Raw genomic sequence first — 18,889 nt, forward strand, 5'->3', positions numbered from 1 at the left:
CGATGTGTCAAAGAATTCCTGGTCGGGGTGAGAGGATTCGAACCTCCGGCCTCTACGTCCCGAACGTAGCGCTCTACCAGGCTAAGCTACACCCCGATGGGTTCTCAGGAGCGTCGCTCCAACAGAACAGCCGCCAATTGTACCAAACCTTCGGCGTAAAAATTCGCGGGCAGTGCACGTGCCGCGTCGATCGCACGTTGCGCCTCGGCCATGGCCGCCCGGCGCGCGTCTTCCAGGCCGCCGCTGTCCTTGACGACGCGCAAAATCTCGTCCAGTTGCGCGGTGTCGCCCTGCTCGATGGCCGCGCGGATCATCGCCGCGTCGGCCGGGTCGCAGCGGCGCAGGGTGCAGATGATGGGCAGGGTCACCTTGCCTTCGCGCAGGTCGTCGCCCAGGTTCTTGCCCAGCTCGGCGGCGTTGCCCTCGTAGTCCAGCACGTCGTCCACCACCTGGAAGGCGGCGCCCAGGGCCTGGCCGTAGTCGGCGCAACGGGCTTCCAGCCCGGCGTCGGCACCCGCCAGGATGGCGGCCAGGCGGGCGCTGGCCTCGAACAGCTTGGCCGTCTTGGCACGGATCACGCGCAGGTAGGCCTGCTCGTCCAGCGAGGCGTCGTGCATGTTCATCAGCTGCAGCACCTCGCCCTCGGCGATCACGTTGGTCGCGTCGGCCAGCACCTGCATGATGCGCATGTTGCCCGCGTCCACCATCATCTGGAAGGCGCGGGAGTAGAGGAAGTCGCCCACCAGCACGCTGGCGGCGTTGCCGAACACCTGGTTGGCGGTGTCGCGGCCGCGGCGCAGGGTGGATTCGTCCACCACATCGTCGTGCAGCAGGGTGGCGGTGTGGATGAATTCCACCACCGCGGCCAGGCTGTGCCGGCGCGGGTCGGTGCAACCCAGTGCGCCGCACAGCAGCAGCAGCAGGGCGGGGCGCACCCGCTTGCCGCCGGCACCGATGATGTATTCGGCCACCTGGCCCACCAGCGGCACGTCGCTGCTCAGGCTCTGCTGGATCACCGCGTCCACGGCCCGCATGTCGGCGGCCACGAGGGACAGGGCGTTGGGAGGGGTGGGCGTGGGCTGGCTCAAGGCGGGGTCCGGCTGGGGTTTGGGCGATTATAGAGAGGCACTCCCCGGCGCTCGCTTGGCAAGCTGCCGTACCTCTCTCTATAATACAGGTCTGCCGAGGAGCGTTGCAGCGTCCACACCCGGGTGATCCGGCCCACGGGACGCGAGGCTCGGCAGTCGGTCAAGCCGCGCTTGGCCTCCATCCGCAACGACGCTCACCCACTGGCCGTGCGGTGAGTTCCTTTTTCTCCGAGTCAGTGGTTTTTTGACGACGCTTCGTCCGCGAAGCTGTGCTTTGGAGCCACCATGAACGCATCCCTGAAACACCCCGTGAACGCCGACTGCGCCATCACCGACATCGGTCTGGCCGAGTGGGGCCGCAAGGAAATCCGCATCGCCGAAACCGAAATGCCCGGTCTGATGGCCATTCGCGAGGAATTCGCGGCCAAGCAGCCCCTGAAGGGCGCGCGCATCACCGGTTCGCTGCACATGACCATCCAGACGGCGGTGCTGATCGAGACCCTGCAGGCCTTGGGCGCGCAAGTCCGCTGGGCCTCGTGCAACATCTTCTCCACCCAGGACCACGCCGCCGCCGCCATCGCCGCCAACGGCACGCCGGTGTTCGCCGTCAAGGGCGAAACCCTGGTCGACTACTGGGACTACACCCACCGCATCTTCGACTTCGGCGCCAAGGGCACCGAGGGCGAAGGCCCCAACATGATTCTGGACGACGGCGGCGACGCAACGCTGCTGATGCACCTGGGCAAGCAGGCCGAAAAAGACCAGAGCGTGCTGGCCAACCCCGGCAGCGATGAAGAGCGCATCTTGTTTGCGGCCATCAAAGCCAAGCTGGCCGAGGACAGCACCTGGTACAGCCGCAAGAGCGCCCAGATCATCGGCGTGACCGAAGAGACCACCACCGGCGTGCACCGCCTGAAGGAAATGTCGGCCAAGGGCACGCTGATGTTCCGCGCCATCAACGTCAACGACTCGGTCACCAAGTCCAAGTTCGACAACCTGTACGGCTGCCGCGAGTCGCTGGTGGACGGCATCAAGCGCGCCACCGACGTGATGATCGCCGGCAAGGTGGCCGTGGTCGCCGGTTACGGCGACGTGGGCAAGGGCAGTGCCCAAGCCCTGCGTGCCCTGAGCGCCCAAGTGTGGGTGACCGAGATCGACCCCATCAACGCCCTCCAGGCCGCGATGGAAGGCTACAAGGTCGTGACCATGGAGTGGGCCGCCGACAAGGCCGACATTTTCGTGACCACCACCGGCAACCGCGACGTCATCACCTACGAGCACATGGCCGCCATGAAAGACCAGGCCATTGTCTGCAACATCGGCCACTTCGACAACGAGATCCAGGTGGCCAAGCTCGAAGAGAAGTGCCAGTGGGAAGAGGTCAAGCCCCAGGTGGACCACGTGATCTTCCCGGACGGCAAGCGCATCATCCTGCTGGCCAAAGGCCGCCTGGTGAACCTGGGTTGCGGCACCGGCCACCCCAGCTTCGTGATGTCCAGCTCCTTCGCCAACCAGACCATCGCCCAGATCGAGCTGTTCTGCCACCCCGAAGGCTACGACGTGGGCAAGGTCTATGTGCTGCCCAAGCACCTGGACGAGAAGGTCGCGCGCCTGCACCTGAAGAAGGTCGGCGCCATGCTGACCGAGTTGAGCGACGAGCAGGCCGCCTACATCGGCGTGCCCAAGCAGGGCCCGTACAAGCCCGACACCTACCGCTACTGACCGGCCATGCGCGCGGACCAGTTGCTCGTCGAACGGGGCCTGGCCGCGTCGCGCTCGCAGGCCCAGCGGTTGATCGCCGCGGGGGTGCGCTGGCGACTGCCCGCCGCGGGTGAAGGCGCTTGGCGCCCCGTGGCCAAGAGCGGCGAGGCGGTGCCGGCCCATGCCGAGCTGGCCCTGACCGATGCCGCCGAGTCGCGCTATGTGTCGCGCGGGGGCCTGAAGCTCGAGGGCGCCCTGCGCCACACCGGGGTGCCGGTGCATGGGGCGGTGTGCCTGGACGTGGGCCAAAGCACCGGCGGTTTCACCGATTGTTTGCTGCAACACGGCGCCGCCCAGGTGGTGGGCGTGGACGTGGGCCAGGGACAGTTGCACCCCCGCCTGCGCCAGGACGCGCGCGTGACGGCGGTGGAGAAATGCAACGCCCGCGAACTGTCGGCCGCGCGCCTGCAGGCCGCCGCCGGGGCCCAGGCCACCGGGCCGTTCGACCTGGTGGTGGGGGACCTCTCCTTCATCTCGCAAACGCTGGTGTGGCCGGCACTGGTGCCGCTGCTGCGACCCGGGGGGAACGGCCTGCTGATGCTGGTCAAGCCCCAGTTCGAGCTGCAGCCGCAGGACATTGGCAAAGGCGGTCTGGTCAAGGACGCGAGCCGCTACGCGCAGGTGCAGGCGCGCATGGCGCAAGCCTGCGCCGCGAACGGCCTCACCCTGCGGGCCTATTTTGAAAGCGCCATCACCGGCGGTGATGGCAACCGGGAGTTTTTCGTATGGGCTTGCCCCTGAGTTTTGAGTTTTTTCCGCCCAAGACGGCGGAAGGCGCGACCAAGTTGCGCGCCGTGCGCGAGAAGCTGTACGCCAAGCGGCCCGAATTCTGTTCGGTGACCTACGGCGCGGGCGGCTCCACCCAAGACGGCACCTTGCAAACCGTGCAGGCGATTCTGGACGAAGGCCAGAGCGGCGCGTCGCATTTCACCTGCGTCGGTGCCACCCGCGAGTCGGTGCGCGAAAAGCTGGCCTTGTTCCAGCGCATGGGGCTGCGCCGCCTGGTCGCCTTGCGCGGCGATCTGCCCAGCGGTTACGGTGCCATGGGCGAGTTCCGGTACGCCGCCGATCTGGTCCAGTTCATCCGCGCCGAAACCGGCGACCACTTCCACCTGGAGGTGGCCGCCTACCCCGAAATGCACCCGCAGGCCAAGTCGCCCGAGGCCGACGTGGACGCCTACGTGGCCAAGGTGCGCGCCGGGGCCAACTCGGCCATCACCCAGTTCTTCTTCAACACCGACGCCTACTTCCGCTTTGTGGACGACGCCTACGCCAAGGGCGCCGACATCCCGGTGGTGCCGGGCATCATGCCCATCATCAACGCCAGCGGCATCCTGCGCTTCGCCGACAGCTGCGGCGCCGAGGTGCCGCGCTGGATCCGCCTGCGCCTGCAGGCGTATGGCGACGACGTCGAATCGATCAAGGCGTTTGGCCTGGACGTGGTGACCGACCTGTGCGACCAACTGCGCACCGCGGGCGTGCCCGGCCTGCACTTCTACACCATGAACCAGAGCGAAGCCACGCTGGCGATTTGCGACCGCCTGGGCCTGGGCTGAAGCGTGCGGATGGGCCGCGTGGGGTCTGGGCTGGCCCTGGGGTGGGTGTGTTGGCTGGCCGCGGCGGCAGCCGCTCAAGCCCTGCCCGAGGCCACGGCCCTGGTCCTGGCGCCGGGCCTCGAAGCCGCGGTGGCAGACGTTGATGTCGGCGTTGAAGCTCTGCCTGAGGCTGAGGCTGAGGCTGAGGCCGGCCCGCAGCCGGCGCCCCAGCCCTTGCAGCAAGGGCTGGCCTCGTTTTACCACCAGCGCTTCCACGGCCGGCGCACGGCCAGCGGTGAGCGCTACAACCGGCACGCCCTGACCGCCGCCCACCCCACCTTGCCCTTCGGCACCGAAATTGTGGTGCGCAGTTTGCGCACGGGGCGCGAGGTGGTGGTGCGCGTCACCGACCGAGGCCCGCACCTGGCCCGCCGCATCGTCGACCTGAGCCACGCCGCGGCGGTGGCGCTGGGCATCCAGCGCCACGGGGTGTCCGAGGTGCAGCTGTGGGCGCTGCCGGCCCACCCGCCGTGAGGGCGGCCGGGCTCAGGGTTGGCCGTGTTCCACGGTCCAGCCGGAACCGGTCGCTTCTTTCAGGGCCTGGGTGACCCAGGGCAGGGTCTCGCGCCATTGCGCGGCCAGGGTGAAGGGTGGGTTGATGACGTGCATCCCGCTGGCGCGCATGGCGGTGTGTGAACGCCCTTGGGCCACTTGGGTGCTGGTGCCCTCGGTGGGCGTCAGGCCCACGTTGAGTTCCGCCTGGGCCCAGGCGCGGCCCGCGCGGGTGGACAAACTCTTGAGCTTGCGCGCCAGGGCGTGCGCCTCGGGCCGGGCGATGACCGGGTACCACACCGCGTAGGTGCCGGTGGGGAAGCGCTTGAGCGCGTCCTCCAGGCAATCGACCACGGCCTGGTAGTCGGTCTTGAGTTCGTAGCTCGGGTCCATCAGCACCAGGCCGCGCCGGGTGGGTGGCGGCAGCAGGCCTTTGAGGCCCTCGAAGCCGCTGCGCCGCAGCACCTCGATCTGCTTGCCCCGGCCCAGTTCGGCCACCTGCTTGTCGAGCAGCTTGGCGTCGGTGGGGTGCACCTCGAACAGCTTGAGTTTGTCTTGCGGACGCAGCAGCGCCTGGCTGATCCAGGGCGAGCCGGGGTAGGTGCGCCACTGGGCGCCGGGGTTGAAGGCCTGCACCTGCGCCAGGTAGGCCTGGGCCATCTCGGGCACACCTTCGCCCTGGGCTTGGGCCTGCCGCGCGGCGGCCTGCAGGCGGAACACGCCCGCGTCCGATTCGCCGGAGGTGCGGGCATGGTCCTGGTCCAGCCGGTACACGCCGGCCCCGGCGTGGGTGTCCACCACGGTCAGGCCGGTGTCTTTCTGGCCGAGGTAATGCAACAGGGCCACCTGCGTCATGTGCTTGAGCACATCGGCGTGGTTGCCCGCGTGGAAGGCGTGACGGTAACTGAACATGGGGCGGATGGTACCCCATGACCCCAACGGCCCGGGGCAGCGCCCGGGCCGGTTCTGGGTCAGCGGATCACGGCCAGGCGTTCGCGCTGTCCCGCCTTGAAGGTGTACAGCGTCAGGGCGGCGTTCTGGCGGTTGCCCTGTGCGTCGAAAGCGATCTTGCCGGAAGCGCCCTGGTACTGGATGGCCTTGAGCGCCGGCAGGTATTGCGCCGGGTCGGCCGATCCGGCGGTTTCCATGGCCTGGGCCAGCAGCTTCACGCCGTCGTAGGCGTAGGGGGCGTAGGCTTGCACCTCCAGGTTGTACTTGGCCTTGTAGTCGGCACGGAACTTCTCGGACAGGGCCACTTCGTCGCCGTCCACGCCGCCGGCTTCGACGCAGTACACCTGGCCGTCGCCCAGGGCCTCGGCCGCGAGCTGGATCATTTCGCCGGTGCACAGGCCGTCGCCGCCCACCAGCTTGGCCGGCATGCCCAGCTGGCGCATCTGGCGCAGCATCGGGCCGCCCACCGCGTCCATGCCGCCGAAGAAGATGGCGTCCGGCTTTTTGGCCTTGATGCTGGTCAGGATGGCGTTGAAGTCGGTCGCCTTGTCATTGGTGAACTCGCGCGCCACCACCTGGGCGCCCGCCGCCGTGGCGGCCTTTTCGAACTCGTCGGCCAGGCCCTGGCCGTAGGCGGTGCGGTCGTCGATGACCGCCACGGTCTTGGCTTGCAGCGACTCGACCGTGTAGCGGCCCATGGCGCTGCCTTGCTGCACGTCGTCGGCCACCAGGCGGAAGGCGCCGGCGTAGCCCTGGCGCGTCAGCTTGGGGTTGGTGGACGAGGGGGTGATCTGCGGGATGCCCGCGCTGTTGTAAATCTGCGAGGCCGGCAGGGTGGTGCCCGAGGTCAGGTGGCCGACCACGCCGTTCACCTGGGCGTCGGCCAGTTTCTGGGCGGCCGCGGTGCCTTGCTTGGGGTCGGCGGCGTCGTCTTCGGCCACCAGTTCAAAGCGCGCGGTCTGCTCGCCGATCTTCACGCCGGCGGCGTTCAGTTCCTCGATCGCCATGCGCGCGCCGTTTTCGTTGTCTTTACCCAGGTGCGCCACCGCGCCGCTGGTGGCGCCCACGTGGCCGATTTTCACCACCAGGGCGGTGCCGCCGGGGTTGGCCGGCGCGGCGGTGTCTTCGGTTTTGCTGCAGGCGGCGACCGACAGGGCGGCGGCCAGGGCGATGTAGGCGAGTTGGTGGTACATGGGGCGTGGGGGGATCGTGTGAAGGCGCACCGCGGTGTCCAACCTGGTGCATTTCGGGAAAACCCGGATTGTAGGCAGATGCACCGAAACCGGGCGGTTCATCAGAGGTTTGCGCACCGCTTCACGGTGTCTTATAATGGAAGGCTTCGCAGCGATTTTTGGGCTCCGCGGCGAAGTGGCCTGTACGGGCCAAACCCCACCTAAGAGGTTGCCAACAGAGCAACACCGACCGTGGAAAAGGGCCCGCCAAACCTTTTCTCAGAGAGAAAAACCATGCAAAAAGCAACCGTCAGCGCCAAGCCCGCTGAGGTGGTGCATGAGTGGTTTGTGATTGACGCCACCGATAAGGTGCTCGGACGTGTCGCCAGCGAAGTGGCACGCCGTCTGCGCGGCAAGCACAAGGCCATTTACACCCCTCACGTCGACACCGGCGACTTCATCGTCATCGTCAACGCAGCCAAACTGAAAGTCACGGGCACCAAGGCCCTGGACAAGATGTACTACCGTCACTCGGGCTTCCCCGGCGGTATCTACGGCACCAACTTCCGCGACCTGCAGGCCAAGCACCCCGGCCGCGCGCTGGAAAAGGCCGTCAAAGGCATGCTGCCCAAGGGTCCCCTGGGCTACGCCATGATCAAGAAGCTCAAGGTGTACGGCGGTGCTGAGCACCCGCACACTGCCCAGCAACCCCAAGTGTTGGACATCTAAGGAGCCGCCATGATTGGTGATTGGAACAATGGCACCGGCCGTCGCAAATCCAGCGTCGCCCGCGTGTTTCTGAAAAAAGGCTCCGGCAAGATCACGGTGAACGGCAAGGACATCGAGCAGTTCTTCGGCCGTCAGACCTCGATCATGATTGCCAAACAGCCGCTGGTGCTGACCGAGAACGTCGAGTCCTTCGACATCCAGGTCAACGTCCACGGTGGTGGCGAATCCGGCCAGGCCGGTGCGGTGCGTCACGGCATCACCCGCGCCCTGATCGACTACGACGCGGCCCTCAAGCCCGCCCTGAGCGCCGCCGGTTACGTGACCCGCGACGCCCGCGAAGTCGAACGTAAAAAGGTCGGTCTGCGTTCCGCACGCCGCCGCAAGCAGTTCTCCAAGCGTTGATTCGCCGGGACCTGCGCCCGCCACAGGGCCTGTGCCCCGTGGTGGGTGGTTCAAAAGCCGCGCTGGTTCGTGCCAGGGCGGCTTTTTTGTGGCCAGGCCGCCAGCGGGCGCCCCAAAAACCCTGACGGGGGTGCTGGGAATGGCCGCCGGCTTCAATGCCTGACCCTTTTGCTATAGTATTTGGCCCATCTGTATCTGAGTGGAATTTGCACCATGAGCGCTCTTGCCGAACACGTCGACACCGAAATGCCTGCTCCGCTGGTCTTCACCGACAGCGCCGCGGCCAAGGTGGCCGACCTGATTGCCGAGGAAGGCAACCCCGACCTCAAGCTGCGCGTCTTCGTGCAGGGCGGCGGTTGCTCGGGCTTCCAGTACGGCTTCACCTTCGACGAGGTGGTGAACGAGGACGACACCGAGATGAGCAAAAACGGCGTGTCGCTGTTGATCGACGCGATGAGCTACCAGTACCTGGTGGGCGCCGAGATCGACTACAAGGAAGACCTGCAGGGTGCGCAATTCGTGATCAAGAACCCGAACGCCACCACCACCTGCGGCTGCGGTTCCAGCTTCAGCGTCTGACGCCCTGAGGCGACCCGGTCGGCGGTTTTGCGTCAGGCTGGGTACACCGCCCCCAGCACCCGGGGGCCGGCGGCGCCGGTGACCTGCGGCTCGTTGCCCGGCAGGCCCTGCAGGCAGCGGTGGGCCAGCCAAGCAAACGCCGCGGCCTCTACCTGGTCCACGGGCCAGCCCACGGCATCGGTACGGGACACCCGTAAGCCCGGCAGGTGTTGCGCCAGGCGTTGCATCAGTACCGTGTTTCGGGCCCCCCCTCCGCAAACCAGCAGCGTCTCGGGCGGTGTGGGGCCCCAATCCAGCCCTTCCATGCCCATGACCAGGCTGTGGGCGGTCAGTTCCAGCAGGGTGGCTTGCACGTCGGCCGCCGGCAGCGGCGGGTGCTGCGCCAGGTGCTGTTCCAGCCACGCGGTGTTGAACAGGTCGCGGCCCGTGCTTTTGCGGCCTCGGGCCTGGAAATACGGCTCGTCCAGCAGGCTTTTCAGCAGTCCGCGGTGGACCTGACCGCTGTCCGCCCAGCGGCCCGCGTCGTCGTACCACTGGCCGGTGTGGCGCTGGCACCATTCGTCCATCAAGGCGTTGCCCGGGCCGGTGTCCAGGCCCAGCACCCGACCGTCGGCCGGCAGGGCGGTGAGGTTGGCCACGCCGCCGATGTTGGCCACCGCGACCGAGGTGCCGGCGCGGCCGAACACTTCGCGGTGGAAAGCGGGCACGAGCGGCGCCCCTTGGCCGCCGGCCGCGAGGTCGCGGCTGCGAAAGTCCGCCACCACGGCGATGCCGGTGAGTTCGGCCAACAGCGCGGGCTGGTTGAGTTGCAGGGTGTAGGGCGTGGTTTGCTGGGGCCCCGGCGGTGCATGCCGCACCGTCTGGCCGTGGGCGCCGATGGCGCGCACGTCGCGCCTGGACAGGCCGCTGCGTGTCAGCAGGTCGTGGACCACGCCCGCGTACAAGTGCACGAGTTGGTGCGCGGCCACCTGGCCACGGTGCAGCTCATCGGGTCCGCTCTGGTTCAGCGCCAGAAAGGCGGCGCGCAGCTCGGGCGGCATGGGGGCATGGGCCGCGACCAGTGGCTGGGCGCGATCGGCCTCGAAGGCCATCAGCACGCCATCCACCCCGTCGAGCGAGGTGCCCGACATCAGGCCGATGCAGTGCTCGCGCATGGGCGCGGAGGGGGTCAGTCGGCGCTGGCCTGGACCACGGTGGCCGCCGACGCGAGTTTCAGGCGCATCGCGCCCGCGACTTCGGCAAAGGCCTTGCGCGAACCGGCCGCGATGGGCTGGCCTTCGCTGCTGCGCGCGATGTTCAGCGGGTCCTGGTGCTGGCCACCGACCTTGAACTCGAAGTGCAGGTGGGGGCCGGTGGAGGCGCCGGTGGAGCCGACCAGACCGATCAGATCGCTCTGGCTGACCTTCTGGCCCTTGCGCACGTCGATGCGGTGCAGGTGGGCATACACGGTGGTCTTGTTCTGGCGGTGCTGGATGTAAACCACGTTGCCGTAGCCGCGCTGCCAGCCGGCGAATTCGACCACGCCGTCGGCCACGGTGCGCACCGGGGTGCCGGTGGGGGCGGCGTAGTCGACCCCCAAGTGGGCCTTGCGTCCACCCGAAATCGGGTGGAAGCGCATGCCGTAGCCGCTGCTGACGCGCGAGAAAGCCAGTGGCGAAGCGAGGAAGGCGCGGCGCAGGCTCTGGCCTTCAAAGGTGTAGTAGGCACCCTTCTGACCGGGCTCTTCGAACCACAGCATCTGGTGGGATTTGCCTTGGTTGACGAATTCGGCGCTGAGCAGGCGGCCGTACTTCAGCACCTCGCCGTCGGCTTCCAGGGCCTCGTACACCACGCTGAAGGTGTCACCGGCGCGCAGGTCGCGGCGGAAATCGATCTCGCCCGAGAACAGGTCGGCCAGTTGCGTGGCCACGCCGTCGGGCAGGCGGGCCGCGTCGGTGGCGGCAAACAGCGAGCTGCGGATGGTGCCGCTGCTCAGGCGCACCGCCGTGGTGAATTCGGCCGCTTCGACGCGGGCGACCAGCCCCGCAACGGTGCGCTCCACCACCAGACGGCGGTAGGTGTCGCTGTTGTCGCTGGGCAGCCAGCGTGCCGTCAGGCGGACCAGGCGCTGGGCCTCGTCGGTTTCGGCCATGACCAGTTTGCCGGCCGGGCCCTGGAACAGGGCTTGCGCAGCGGCGTCGCGCCGCAGGAAGGCGCTGGATTCGGCGTCGCTCACGCCCAGGCGCTGCAGCAGGCTGACGGCGCTGTCGTCGCGGCGGGTGACGTCGCTGCGGAACAGGACGAAAGGCACCGGGGCGGACAAGGCGTCCTGAGGCACCAGGGCCGCCGGCTGCACCGGCTCCACCAGCTGCCGCACGGGCAGCAGGTCCAGGTTGTCGTCGATCGGTGCAATGCCAAAGGCGGTGACACCCGTGCCCAGCAGCAAAGCGCCGAGGCCACCCATGAAGCGCTTGGGGTGGCGCTGCAGTGCGAGCTTGATGCGTTGGGCCAATTCGTTCATGCAGGTGTCGGGCACAAAAGGCCGGCGACACGCTGGGGCAGCGCGGGCACCGGCAAGGGGTTACATTCGGTGGGGCAACGGCGGGAAGCCGGCCGTTGTGTTGACAGGGGCTGTGGCAGCAAGAAGCAGGCCAACTAGAATCCACGTCTAAACCAACAAGTATTGTACCGGCTGCGCCCCTTGACGCATCTGGAATAACCCTTATGAACGATCACCAAGCCGCCGAACCCGCTCCGTCCACCGTGCCGCTGTCCGAAGCGGTGCAACACGCCCTGGCCGTGACCCGGCGCGGTTGCGAGGAGCTGATCCCCGAGGCCGATTGGGTCAAGAAGCTGCAAAAAAGCGAGGCCAGCGGCCAACCTTTGCGCATCAAGCTGGGGCTGGACCCGACCGCGCCCGACATCCACATCGGCCACACGGTGGTGCTCAACAAGATGCGCCAGCTGCAGGACCTGGGGCACCAGGTCATCTTTCTGATTGGCGACTTCACCAGCCTGATCGGCGACCCGTCGGGCCGCAACAGCACCCGCCCACCGCTGACGCCTGAGCAGATCAAGGCCAACGCCGAGACCTACTACAAGCAGGCCAGCCTGGTGCTGGACCCGGCCAAGACCGAGATCCGCTACAACAGCGAGTGGTGCCTGCCACTGGGCAGCATGGGCATGATCCAGCTGGCGGCCAAGTACACGGTGGCGCGCATGATGGAGCGCAACGACTTCCACCAGCGTTTCACCGCCGGCACCTCGATCAGCGTGCACGAGTTCCTGTACCCGCTGATGCAGGGCTACGACTCGGTGGCGCTGAAGGCCGACCTGGAGTTGGGCGGCACCGACCAGAAGTTCAACCTGCTGATGGGTCGTCACCTGCAGGCCGAGTACGGCCAGGAGCCGCAGTGCATCCTGACCATGCCGCTGCTGGTGGGGCTGGACGGCGTGGACAAGATGTCCAAGTCCAAGAACAACTACATCGGCATCACCGAGGACGCGAACACCATGTTCGCCAAGGTGCTGTCGATCAGCGACACGCTGATGTGGGACTGGTACACGCTGCTGAGCTTCCAGTCGCTGGCCGAGATCGACGCCTTGAAGCAGGCGATTGCCCAGGGCGCCAACCCCAAGGACGCCAAGGTGGCGCTGGCCAAGGAGATCACGGCGCGCTTCCACAGCGCGGCGGCGGCCGATGCGGCCGAGCAGGACTTCATCAACCGCAGCAAGGGCGGCGTGCCCGACGAGATCCCCGAGGTGAGCCTGAGCGGCGCACCGCTGGGCATCGGGGCCTTGCTCAAGCAGGCCAACCTGGCACCGTCCACCAGCGAGGCCAACCGCCTGATCGACGGCGGCGGCGTGCGCGTGGACGGTGGCGTGGTGAGTGACCGTGGCCTGAAGCTGGACGCCGGCACCTATGTGGTGCAGGTGGGCAAACGCAAGTTCGCGCGCGTCACGCTGGCCTGAGGCCCCAGACCCGCCCCATGCCACCGAACGCGCTGCAGCACCTCACGCCCCAGCGGCTCCTGATCGCTTCGGTGGGGGTGGCGTTGCTCACCATCGCCCTCAAAACCCTGGCCTGGCACCTGACCGGTTCGGTCGGTTTGTTGTCGGACGCGATGGAGTCGCTGGTCAACCTGGCCAGTGCGGTGTTCGGTCTGGTGATGGTGACCGTGGCGGCCCGCCCGGCCGACGACGACCACCCCTACGGCCACCACAAGGCCGAGTATTTTTCGTCGGGGTTCGAGGGCATCCTGATCATTGCCGCAGCGCTGGGCATCGTGTGGGCGGCATCGGGCCGCTTGCTGGCCCCGCAACCGCTGCAGCAGATGGACTGGGGCCTGGCCTTGTCCGTGGCCAGTTCGGCCCTCAACGGTTTGCTGGCGTGGGTCATGTTCCAGGCCGCCCGCGTCCACCGCTCCATCGCCCTGGAGGCCGATGCCCGCCACCTGGTGACGGATGTCTGGACCTCGGCCGGCGTGGTGCTGGGCCTGGGCCTGGCCGTGCTGACCGGGTGGTTGTGGCTGGACGCCGCAGTCGCCATCGGTGTGGCCCTGAACATCCTGAAAGAAGGGGTGCACCTGATCTGGCGCTCGGCGCAGGGCCTGATGGACGAGGCTGTGCCCCCCGAACAACTGGCGCGGCTGCAGGCGGTGCTGGACCGCTTCGCGCGCCCCGACGGCTCGGTGCGCTTCGACCACCTGCACACCCGCCAGGCCGCCCAGCGCTGCTACCTGGACGTGCACATGCACCTGCCCCCGGACTGGACGCTGGCGCACGCCGCCGAGCTGCGTGGCGAGGTGGAGCGCGCCCTGATGCAGGCGGTGGAGGGGCTGCGTGCCACCATTGAGCTGCTGCCCGACGGGGTGGAGGCCCATTTCCACGGCCAGGAGGGCCCGCCATGAAAGCCGTGTTGCAGCGCGTGCGCGAAGCGCGGGTGGTGGTGGACGGCGCGGTGGTGGGGCAGATCGGCCCTGGCCTGCTGGTGCTGCTGTGCGCCGAGCGCGGCGACAGCGACGCGGTGGCCGACAAGCTGCTGGCGAAGCTCCTCAAGCTGCGCATCTTCAGCGACGAGGCCGGCAAGATGAACCGCAGCGTGCAGGACGTGGGCGGGGGGCTGCTGGTGGTGAGCCAGTTCACCCTGGCCGCCGACGTGACCGGGGGCAACCGGCCCAGTTTCACTGGCGCGGCTGCGCCCGACGAAGGGCGCCGGCTGTACGAACACTTTGTGGCCCAGGCGCGGGCGGTGCACCCGCTGGTGCAGACCGGCCGGTTCGCGGCCGACATGCAGGTGCATCTGGTCAACGACGGGCCGGTGACGATCCCCCTGCAAATGGGCGCCTGAGCGCCAACCCATCCCCACCATGCACGCCCCCTCTGCCGCCGATATCGGCGCATCGACCACGGTGCCACAGGCCGGGATTGCCGATGTGTTTGCCCCCTTGTCTGCCCAGGGCCTGCACCTGCACGCGGTGTTCGACCTGCACCGTTTGCCCGCCAGCGTGCAGGCCACCCTGGGCCTGAACGAGGCCGAGCGTGGGCGCTTCACCCAGCTCATCCTGATCGGTCACCGCGGGCGCGATTTTTGGGCCGCTTTGCAACGCCGCGGCCTGCACGGCAGCGACCCGGTGGACACCTTCGTGGGCGAGTGTGTGAAGGCCTGGATGGACGGCACGCTGGCCGGTCACGCCTGGCGCCAGGTCTTTCCCGGCCCGCACCCGGTGGGGCTGCAGGCCTTGGGTGCCCTGGCCGGCTGGCACCGGCCGTCGCCCTTCTGGGTGGGGGTGGACGCCGAGTGGGGCAGCTGGTTCGCCTACCGCGCGGTGCTGCTGACCGACACGGCCTTTCCGCTGACGCCGAAACGGGAGCTGGAGTCGCCTTGCTTGGCTTGTGTCGACCAGCCCTGTGTGCGCGCCTGCCCGGCTGGTGCCCTGGCCAGCGAGGCCACCGGCCCGTGGCGCTTGCAGGCCTGCCTGAGCCACCGCTTGCAAGCGGACTCGGGCTGTCAGGACCGTTGCCTGGCGCGCAACGCCTGCCCCGTGGGCGCCGAACACCGCTACCCCGAGGCGCAGACCGCCTACCACTACCTGCAATCCCTGCCCGCCATCCGCGCCTACGCCCAGCGGGCACCGGAGGCATCGGGCGGATAATCGCCCGATGAACGCATCTGCACAAGCCGCGGCCGGGGCCGCCTTCACCGCGCTGCCCCTAACACCGGCCACGCTCGACAACCTGACCCAACTGGGCTACACCGCCATGACCGCCATCCAGGCGGCCAGCCTGCCTTTGGCCTTGGCCGGGCAGGACCTGATCGCCCAGGCCAGCACCGGCAGCGGCAAAACCGTGGCCTTTGGCCTGCCCTTGGTCGAAAAGCTGGACCCGGCCCAGTGGCAGGCGCAGGCGCTGGTGCTGTGCCCCACGCGCGAACTGGCCGACCAGGTGACCGCCGAGATCCGCAAACTGGCGCGGGCGGTGGGCAACCTCAAGGTGGTCACGCTGTGCGGCGGCGTGGCCCTGCGCGGCCAGACCCTGAGCCTGGAACACGGCACCCACGTGGTGGTGGGCACGCCCGGGCGCATCCTGGACCACCTGGAGCGCGGCAGCCTGAGCCTGGACGCGGTGCGCACCCTGGTGCTGGACGAGGCCGACCGCATGCTGGACATGGGCTTTTTCGACGACATCGCCAAAGTGGTGCGCCGCTGCCCGGCGCAGCGCCAGACCCTGCTGTTTTCCGCCACCTACCCCGACGGCATTGCCCAGTTGGCGGCGCAGTTCATGCGCCAGCCGCAGACGGTGAAGGTTCGGGCCCAACACGACGCGGGCAAGATCCGCCAGGTGTGGGTGGAGGTGGGCGAGGGCGAGCGCCTGCACGCGGTGTCGCAGGTACTCAACCACTTCCGGCCGGAATCGACGCTGGCGTTCTGCAACACCAAGCAGCAGTGCCGCGACCTGGTGGCGGTGTTGCAGGCCCAGGGCTTCAGCGCGCTGGCGCTGTACGGCGAGCTGGAGCAGCGCGAGCGCGACCAGGTGCTGGTGCAGTTCGCCAACCGCAGCTGTTCGGTGCTGGTGGCCACCGACGTGGCCGCGCGCGGCATCGACATCGCGCAACTGGGCTGCGTGGTCAACGTGGACGTGACGCCCGACCCCGAGGTGCACGTGCACCGCATCGGGCGCACCGGGCGCGGCGACGCCGAGGGCCTGGCCGTGACCCTGGCCAGCCTGGACGAGATGGGCAGCGTGGGCCGCATCGAGCAGTTGCAGGGCCGCGAAACCCGCTGGACCCCGCTGGCCGAGCTGACCGCCGCCAGCCGCGAACCGTTGCGCGCACCCATGGCCACGCTGCAGATCGTGGGCGGGCGCAAGGAAAAAATCCGCGCCGGCGACGTGCTGGGCGCGCTGACCGGCGAGGCTGGCTTCGCCAAGGAGCAGATCGGCAAGATCAACGTCAACGAGTTTTCCACCTACGTGGCGGTGGAGCGGGGCATTGCGCGGCAGGCCGAGGCCCGGCTGTCGGCCGGCCGCATCAAGGGGCGCAGCGTGAAGGTGCGCCTGCTGTGAGCTGACCGGGGCCGGCAGCCGGTGTGTCGGCTGCCGCGCTCAGTAGGGGTTGGGCAGCCCCAGCCCGGCCAGGATCTCGATTTCGCGGGCTTCCATTTCTTCCGCATCGGCCTCGCTGGTTTCGTGGTCCCAGCCCTGGGCGTGCAGCGTGCCGTGCACCAGCAGGTGGGCGTAGTGTTGCTGCAGGGTCTTGCCTTGTTCGGCGGCTTCGCGGGCCACCACCGGCGCGCACAGCACCAGGTCGGCCATCACCACCGGGTCGGTGGCGTAGTCGAAGGTCAGCACGTTGGTGGCGTAGTCCTTCTGGCGGTAGTCGCGGTTCAGGGCCTGGCCTTCTTCGGCGTCCACGATGCGCACGGTGATTTCACCGTCGGCGTCGAGCGCGTGGCGCAGCCAGCGCTCCACCTTGTGGCGGGGCAGGGCGGCGCGGTGCTCGGCCACGCCGTCGAAGCGGCCGAATTGCAGGGACAGGGTGAGTGGGGGCAGGGCCATGTCAGCTTCCGTGGAGCCGCCTCAAGGAGGCTGAATCGCCCTTGGGGGGCAGCGAATGAAATGGGCGTGGGGGCTTGCGCATCCCTAGTCTTTCGGACCGTTTTTGTCGTAGGCGTCCACGATGCGAGCCACCAGCGGGTGGCGCACCACGTCGGCGCTGGTGAGGCGGTTGAAGGCGATGCCCTTGACGCGTTTGAGCACCCGTTCGGCATCGATCAGGCCGCTGAGCTGCGTGCGCGGCAGGTCGATCTGGCTGATGTCGCCGGTGACCACCGCCTTGCTGCCGAAGCCGACGCGGGTGAGGAACATCTTCATCTGCTCGGGCGTGGTGTTCTGCGCTTCGTCGAGGATGACGAAGGCGTGGTTGAGCGTGCGCCCGCGCATGAAGGCCAGCGGCGCGATCTCGATCTGCTGGCGCTCGAAGGCCTTTTGCACTTTCTCGTAGCCCATCAGGTCGTTCAGCGCGTCGTACAGCGGGCGCAGGTAGGGGTCCACCTTCTGCGCCAGGTCGCCGGGCAAAAAGCCCAGGCGTTCGCCAGCTTCCACCGCCGGGCGGGTGAGCACGATGCGCTGCACCGCACTGCGTTCCAGCGCGTCCACGGCACAGGCCACGGCCAGGTAGGTTTTGCCGGTGCCTGCGGGCCCGATGCCGAAGGTGATGTCGTGCGTGGCCATGTTGGCCAGGTAGCGCTGCTGGTTGGCGGTGCGGCCCTGCACCTCGCCGCGGCGGGTCTGCACCACCACCGCATCCACGCCGGCGTCGGGCAGGGCGGTGTCGCCGCTGAGCATCAACTGCACCTGTTCGGGCGGGATGGGGCTGCGCGCCATCTCGTACAGCGCCTGCAGCACCTCCATCGCCTGTTCGGCCTTGGCCTTGGGGCCTTCGACGCGAAATTGCTCGAAGCGGTGCGCCACCTTGACCTGCAGCGCCGCCTCGACGGTGCGGATGTGCGCGTCCATGGGGCCGCACAGGTGCGCCATGCGCACGTTGTCGGGCGGGGAGAAGGTGTGGCGAAGAATCAAACCGATAATCCGAAAAAAGGAATCTTCCAATGATAGGCAAGTTGACCGGCACGCTGCTGGAAAAGAACCCCCCGCAAATCCTGATCGACTGCCACGGCGTGGGCTACGAGGTGGATGTGCCCATGAGCACCTTTTACAACCTGCCGGCCAGTGGCGAGAAGGTGGCGCTGCTGACGCATTTTGTGGTGCGCGAGGACGCGCAGATCCTCTACGGCTTTGCCACGCCGTCTGAACGTGAGGCCTTTCGGCAATTGATCAAGATCACCGGCGTGGGGCCGCGCATGGCGCTGAGCGTGTTGTCCGGACTGAGCGTGCAGGACTTGGCGCAGGCCATCACCGCGCAGGAAGTGGGGCGGCTGGTGAAGGTGCCGGGCATCGGCAAAAAGACGGCCGAGCGCTTGTTGCTGGAGCTCAAAGGCAAGATCGGCGCCGATCTGGGGCCGGTGGGCGGCGCGGCGCACAGCGATGCCCACAACGACATCCAGCAGGCGTTGCTGGCGTTGGGCTATAACGACAAGGAGGCTGCGGCGGCGTTGAAAGCGCTGCCGGCCGAGGTGGGCGTGAGCGAAGGCATCAAGCTGGCGCTGAAGGCGCTGGCCAAATAAGGGACTGGCATGGCGATCGAAACCGACGACTTTGCCCCCGCGCCCAAGCGCATGGTGTCCGCTGTGCCCGAAAGCAGCCGCGAGGAGGCGCTGGAGCGCGCCCTGCGGCCCAAGGGCCTGACCGAGTACGTGGGCCAGGCCAAGGTGCGCGAGCAACTGGAAATCTTCATCGGCGCGGCCAAAAAGCGCCAGGAAGCGCTGGACCACGTGCTGCTGTTCGGCCCGCCGGGCTTGGGCAAAACCACGCTGTCGCACATCATCGCGCACGAATTGGGCGTCAATTTGCGCCAAACCAGCGGTCCGGTGCTGGAAAAGCCCAAAGACCTGGCCGCCCTGCTGACCAATCTGGAGCCCAACGACGTCCTGTTCATCGACGAGATCCACCGGCTGTCGCCCGTGGTGGAGGAAATCCTCTACCCCGCGCTGGAGGACTACCAGATCGACATCATGATCGGCGA

General features: G+C 67.9%; 21 protein-coding genes, 1 tRNA gene and 1 riboswitch. Of the genes, 14 read left to right on the top strand and 8 right to left on the bottom strand.

All coding sequences use genetic code 11. From position 1 onward, the window contains the following. Positions 1 to 19: 19 nt before the first annotated feature. Both HA630_RS09235 and HA630_RS09240 read right to left on the bottom strand, forming a co-directional pair. A tRNA-Pro gene (locus HA630_RS09235) sits at positions 20 to 96 on the bottom strand. Positions 97 to 104: 8 nt separating this feature from the next. After that, positions 105 to 1,088 carry a polyprenyl synthetase family protein gene (locus HA630_RS09240; RefSeq protein ID WP_371809234.1) on the bottom strand — a complete coding sequence of 328 codons (984 nt, stop codon included), beginning with the start codon at positions 1,086 to 1,088 and terminating at the stop codon, positions 105 to 107. 90 nt (positions 1,089 to 1,178) lie between these two features. Next, positions 1,179 to 1,291: riboswitch (S-adenosyl-L-homocysteine riboswitch) on the top strand. An 82-nt stretch (positions 1,292 to 1,373) separates the two neighbouring features. On the opposite strand from HA630_RS09240, the gene ahcY reads away from it, so the two are divergent. The 4 genes from ahcY to HA630_RS23580 all read left to right on the top strand — a co-directional run bounded on the left by ahcY (position 1,374) and on the right by HA630_RS23580 (position 4,918). Next, the gene (gene ahcY / locus HA630_RS09245; protein ID WP_166834224.1) at positions 1,374 to 2,810 is read left to right on the top strand and encodes an adenosylhomocysteinase; all 1,437 of its coding nucleotides are present in this window, start codon (positions 1,374 to 1,376) and stop codon (positions 2,808 to 2,810) included. A gap of 6 nt (positions 2,811 to 2,816) precedes the next feature. Continuing rightward, the gene (locus HA630_RS09250) at positions 2,817 to 3,590 is read left to right on the top strand and encodes a TlyA family RNA methyltransferase (protein WP_166834222.1); all 774 of its coding nucleotides are present in this window, start codon (positions 2,817 to 2,819) and stop codon (positions 3,588 to 3,590) included. Then, the gene (gene metF / locus HA630_RS09255; protein WP_166834220.1) at positions 3,575 to 4,405 is read left to right on the top strand and encodes a methylenetetrahydrofolate reductase [NAD(P)H]; all 831 of its coding nucleotides are present in this window, start codon (positions 3,575 to 3,577) and stop codon (positions 4,403 to 4,405) included. Before HA630_RS09250 ends, metF begins: the two co-directional genes overlap by 16 nt. A 213-nt stretch (positions 4,406 to 4,618) precedes the next feature. Then, complete coding sequence (locus HA630_RS23580) at positions 4,619 to 4,918, top strand: septal ring lytic transglycosylase RlpA family protein (RefSeq protein ID WP_243855420.1); 300 nt, start codon at positions 4,619 to 4,621, stop codon at positions 4,916 to 4,918. A gap of 12 nt (positions 4,919 to 4,930) precedes the next feature. Here the strand turns inward: HA630_RS23580 and HA630_RS09265 are convergent, their stop codons facing one another. After that, a complete protein-coding gene (locus HA630_RS09265; protein WP_166834218.1) occupies positions 4,931 to 5,848 on the bottom strand; it encodes a 23S rRNA (adenine(2030)-N(6))-methyltransferase RlmJ in 918 nt (305 codons plus the stop codon). Between the two features lie 59 nt (positions 5,849 to 5,907). Next, the gene (locus tag HA630_RS09270; RefSeq protein WP_166834216.1) at positions 5,908 to 7,080 is read right to left on the bottom strand and encodes a branched-chain amino acid ABC transporter substrate-binding protein; all 1,173 of its coding nucleotides are present in this window, start codon (positions 7,078 to 7,080) and stop codon (positions 5,908 to 5,910) included. 273 nt (positions 7,081 to 7,353) lie between these two features. Here HA630_RS09270 and rplM point away from each other — a divergent pair, with 273 nt between their 5' ends. The 3 genes from rplM to erpA all read left to right on the top strand — a co-directional run bounded on the left by rplM (position 7,354) and on the right by erpA (position 8,769). Beyond that, positions 7,354 to 7,788, top strand: a complete 435-nt coding sequence (rplM, locus tag HA630_RS09275; protein WP_166834214.1) for a 50S ribosomal protein L13 — start codon at positions 7,354 to 7,356, stop codon at positions 7,786 to 7,788. Positions 7,789 to 7,797: 9 nt separating this feature from the next. After that, a complete protein-coding gene (rpsI, locus tag HA630_RS09280) occupies positions 7,798 to 8,190 on the top strand; it encodes a 30S ribosomal protein S9 (protein ID WP_166834212.1) in 393 nt (130 codons plus the stop codon). A gap of 213 nt (positions 8,191 to 8,403) precedes the next feature. Then, positions 8,404 to 8,769, top strand: coding sequence for an iron-sulfur cluster insertion protein ErpA (gene erpA / locus HA630_RS09285; protein WP_166834211.1), 366 nt, complete (start codon positions 8,404 to 8,406; stop codon positions 8,767 to 8,769). Between the two features lie 32 nt (positions 8,770 to 8,801). On the opposite strand, the gene HA630_RS09290 is transcribed toward erpA, so the two are convergent. Both HA630_RS09290 and HA630_RS09295 read right to left on the bottom strand, forming a co-directional pair. Then, a complete protein-coding gene (locus HA630_RS09290; RefSeq protein ID WP_166834209.1) occupies positions 8,802 to 9,923 on the bottom strand; it encodes an anhydro-N-acetylmuramic acid kinase in 1,122 nt (373 codons plus the stop codon). A 14-nt stretch (positions 9,924 to 9,937) separates the two neighbouring features. Then, positions 9,938 to 11,269, bottom strand: a complete 1,332-nt coding sequence (locus HA630_RS09295) for a M23 family metallopeptidase (RefSeq protein WP_166834207.1) — start codon at positions 11,267 to 11,269, stop codon at positions 9,938 to 9,940. Between the two features lie 203 nt (positions 11,270 to 11,472). On the opposite strand from HA630_RS09295, the gene tyrS reads away from it, so the two are divergent. Genes tyrS through dbpA form a run of 5 tightly spaced genes read left to right on the top strand, consistent with a single transcriptional unit; the run spans position 11,473 to position 16,311 of the window. Then, positions 11,473 to 12,720, top strand: a complete 1,248-nt coding sequence (gene tyrS, locus HA630_RS09300) for a tyrosine--tRNA ligase (RefSeq protein ID WP_166834205.1) — start codon at positions 11,473 to 11,475, stop codon at positions 12,718 to 12,720. A 17-nt stretch (positions 12,721 to 12,737) separates the two neighbouring features. Then, positions 12,738 to 13,658 (top strand): cation diffusion facilitator family transporter, encoded by a 921-nt coding sequence (locus HA630_RS09305; RefSeq protein WP_166834203.1) that lies wholly within the window; start codon positions 12,738 to 12,740, stop codon positions 13,656 to 13,658. After that, entirely contained in the window at positions 13,655 to 14,098 is a 444-nt protein-coding gene (gene dtd, locus HA630_RS09310) for a D-aminoacyl-tRNA deacylase (RefSeq protein ID WP_166834201.1), read from the top strand. The genes HA630_RS09305 and dtd overlap by 4 nt, the downstream gene beginning before the upstream one ends. A gap of 19 nt (positions 14,099 to 14,117) precedes the next feature. Continuing rightward, positions 14,118 to 14,903, top strand: a complete 786-nt coding sequence (locus tag HA630_RS09315) for a hypothetical protein (RefSeq protein WP_208300045.1) — start codon at positions 14,118 to 14,120, stop codon at positions 14,901 to 14,903. 7 nt (positions 14,904 to 14,910) lie between these two features. Then, positions 14,911 to 16,311 (top strand): ATP-dependent RNA helicase DbpA, encoded by a 1,401-nt coding sequence (gene dbpA / locus HA630_RS09320; RefSeq protein ID WP_166834200.1) that lies wholly within the window; start codon positions 14,911 to 14,913, stop codon positions 16,309 to 16,311. Between the two features lie 39 nt (positions 16,312 to 16,350). Here dbpA and ybeY read toward each other — a convergent pair whose 3' ends face one another. Then, positions 16,351 to 16,803, bottom strand: a complete 453-nt coding sequence (ybeY, locus tag HA630_RS09325) for an rRNA maturation RNase YbeY (protein WP_166834241.1) — start codon at positions 16,801 to 16,803, stop codon at positions 16,351 to 16,353. A gap of 84 nt (positions 16,804 to 16,887) precedes the next feature. Beyond that, entirely contained in the window at positions 16,888 to 17,826 is a 939-nt protein-coding gene (locus tag HA630_RS09330) for a PhoH family protein (protein WP_166834255.1), read from the bottom strand. Positions 17,827 to 17,855: 29 nt separating this feature from the next. Here HA630_RS09330 and ruvA point away from each other — a divergent pair, with 29 nt between their 5' ends. Further along, complete coding sequence (gene ruvA / locus HA630_RS09335; RefSeq protein WP_166834251.1) at positions 17,856 to 18,431, top strand: Holliday junction branch migration protein RuvA; 576 nt, start codon at positions 17,856 to 17,858, stop codon at positions 18,429 to 18,431. A gap of 9 nt (positions 18,432 to 18,440) precedes the next feature. Then, on the top strand, positions 18,441 to 18,889 hold a 449-nt coding region (locus tag HA630_RS09340), incomplete at its 3' end, for an AAA family ATPase (protein WP_166834253.1).

This window comes from Aquabacterium sp. A08 (assembly GCF_011742065.1).

Coding starts and splice junctions, on each gene's coding strand:
- ahcY (WP_166834224.1), top strand. CDS start 1,374: ATGAACGCATCCCTGAAACACCCCGTGAACGCCGACTGCGCCATCACC.
- HA630_RS09250 (WP_166834222.1), top strand. CDS start 2,817: ATGCGCGCGGACCAGTTGCTCGTCGAACGGGGCCTGGCCGCGTCGCGC.
- metF (WP_166834220.1), top strand. CDS start 3,575: ATGGGCTTGCCCCTGAGTTTTGAGTTTTTTCCGCCCAAGACGGCGGAA.
- HA630_RS09265 (WP_166834218.1), bottom strand. CDS start 5,848: ATGTTCAGTTACCGTCACGCCTTCCACGCGGGCAACCACGCCGATGTG.
- HA630_RS09270 (WP_166834216.1), bottom strand. CDS start 7,080: ATGTACCACCAACTCGCCTACATCGCCCTGGCCGCCGCCCTGTCGGTC.
- rplM (WP_166834214.1), top strand. CDS start 7,354: ATGCAAAAAGCAACCGTCAGCGCCAAGCCCGCTGAGGTGGTGCATGAG.
- rpsI (WP_166834212.1), top strand. CDS start 7,798: ATGATTGGTGATTGGAACAATGGCACCGGCCGTCGCAAATCCAGCGTC.
- erpA (WP_166834211.1), top strand. CDS start 8,404: ATGAGCGCTCTTGCCGAACACGTCGACACCGAAATGCCTGCTCCGCTG.
- HA630_RS09290 (WP_166834209.1), bottom strand. CDS start 9,923: ATGCGCGAGCACTGCATCGGCCTGATGTCGGGCACCTCGCTCGACGGG.
- HA630_RS09295 (WP_166834207.1), bottom strand. CDS start 11,269: ATGAACGAATTGGCCCAACGCATCAAGCTCGCACTGCAGCGCCACCCC.
- tyrS (WP_166834205.1), top strand. CDS start 11,473: ATGAACGATCACCAAGCCGCCGAACCCGCTCCGTCCACCGTGCCGCTG.
- HA630_RS09305 (WP_166834203.1), top strand. CDS start 12,738: ATGCCACCGAACGCGCTGCAGCACCTCACGCCCCAGCGGCTCCTGATC.
- dtd (WP_166834201.1), top strand. CDS start 13,655: ATGAAAGCCGTGTTGCAGCGCGTGCGCGAAGCGCGGGTGGTGGTGGAC.
- HA630_RS09315 (WP_208300045.1), top strand. CDS start 14,118: ATGCACGCCCCCTCTGCCGCCGATATCGGCGCATCGACCACGGTGCCA.
- dbpA (WP_166834200.1), top strand. CDS start 14,911: ATGAACGCATCTGCACAAGCCGCGGCCGGGGCCGCCTTCACCGCGCTG.
- ybeY (WP_166834241.1), bottom strand. CDS start 16,803: ATGGCCCTGCCCCCACTCACCCTGTCCCTGCAATTCGGCCGCTTCGAC.
- ruvA (WP_166834251.1), top strand. CDS start 17,856: ATGATAGGCAAGTTGACCGGCACGCTGCTGGAAAAGAACCCCCCGCAA.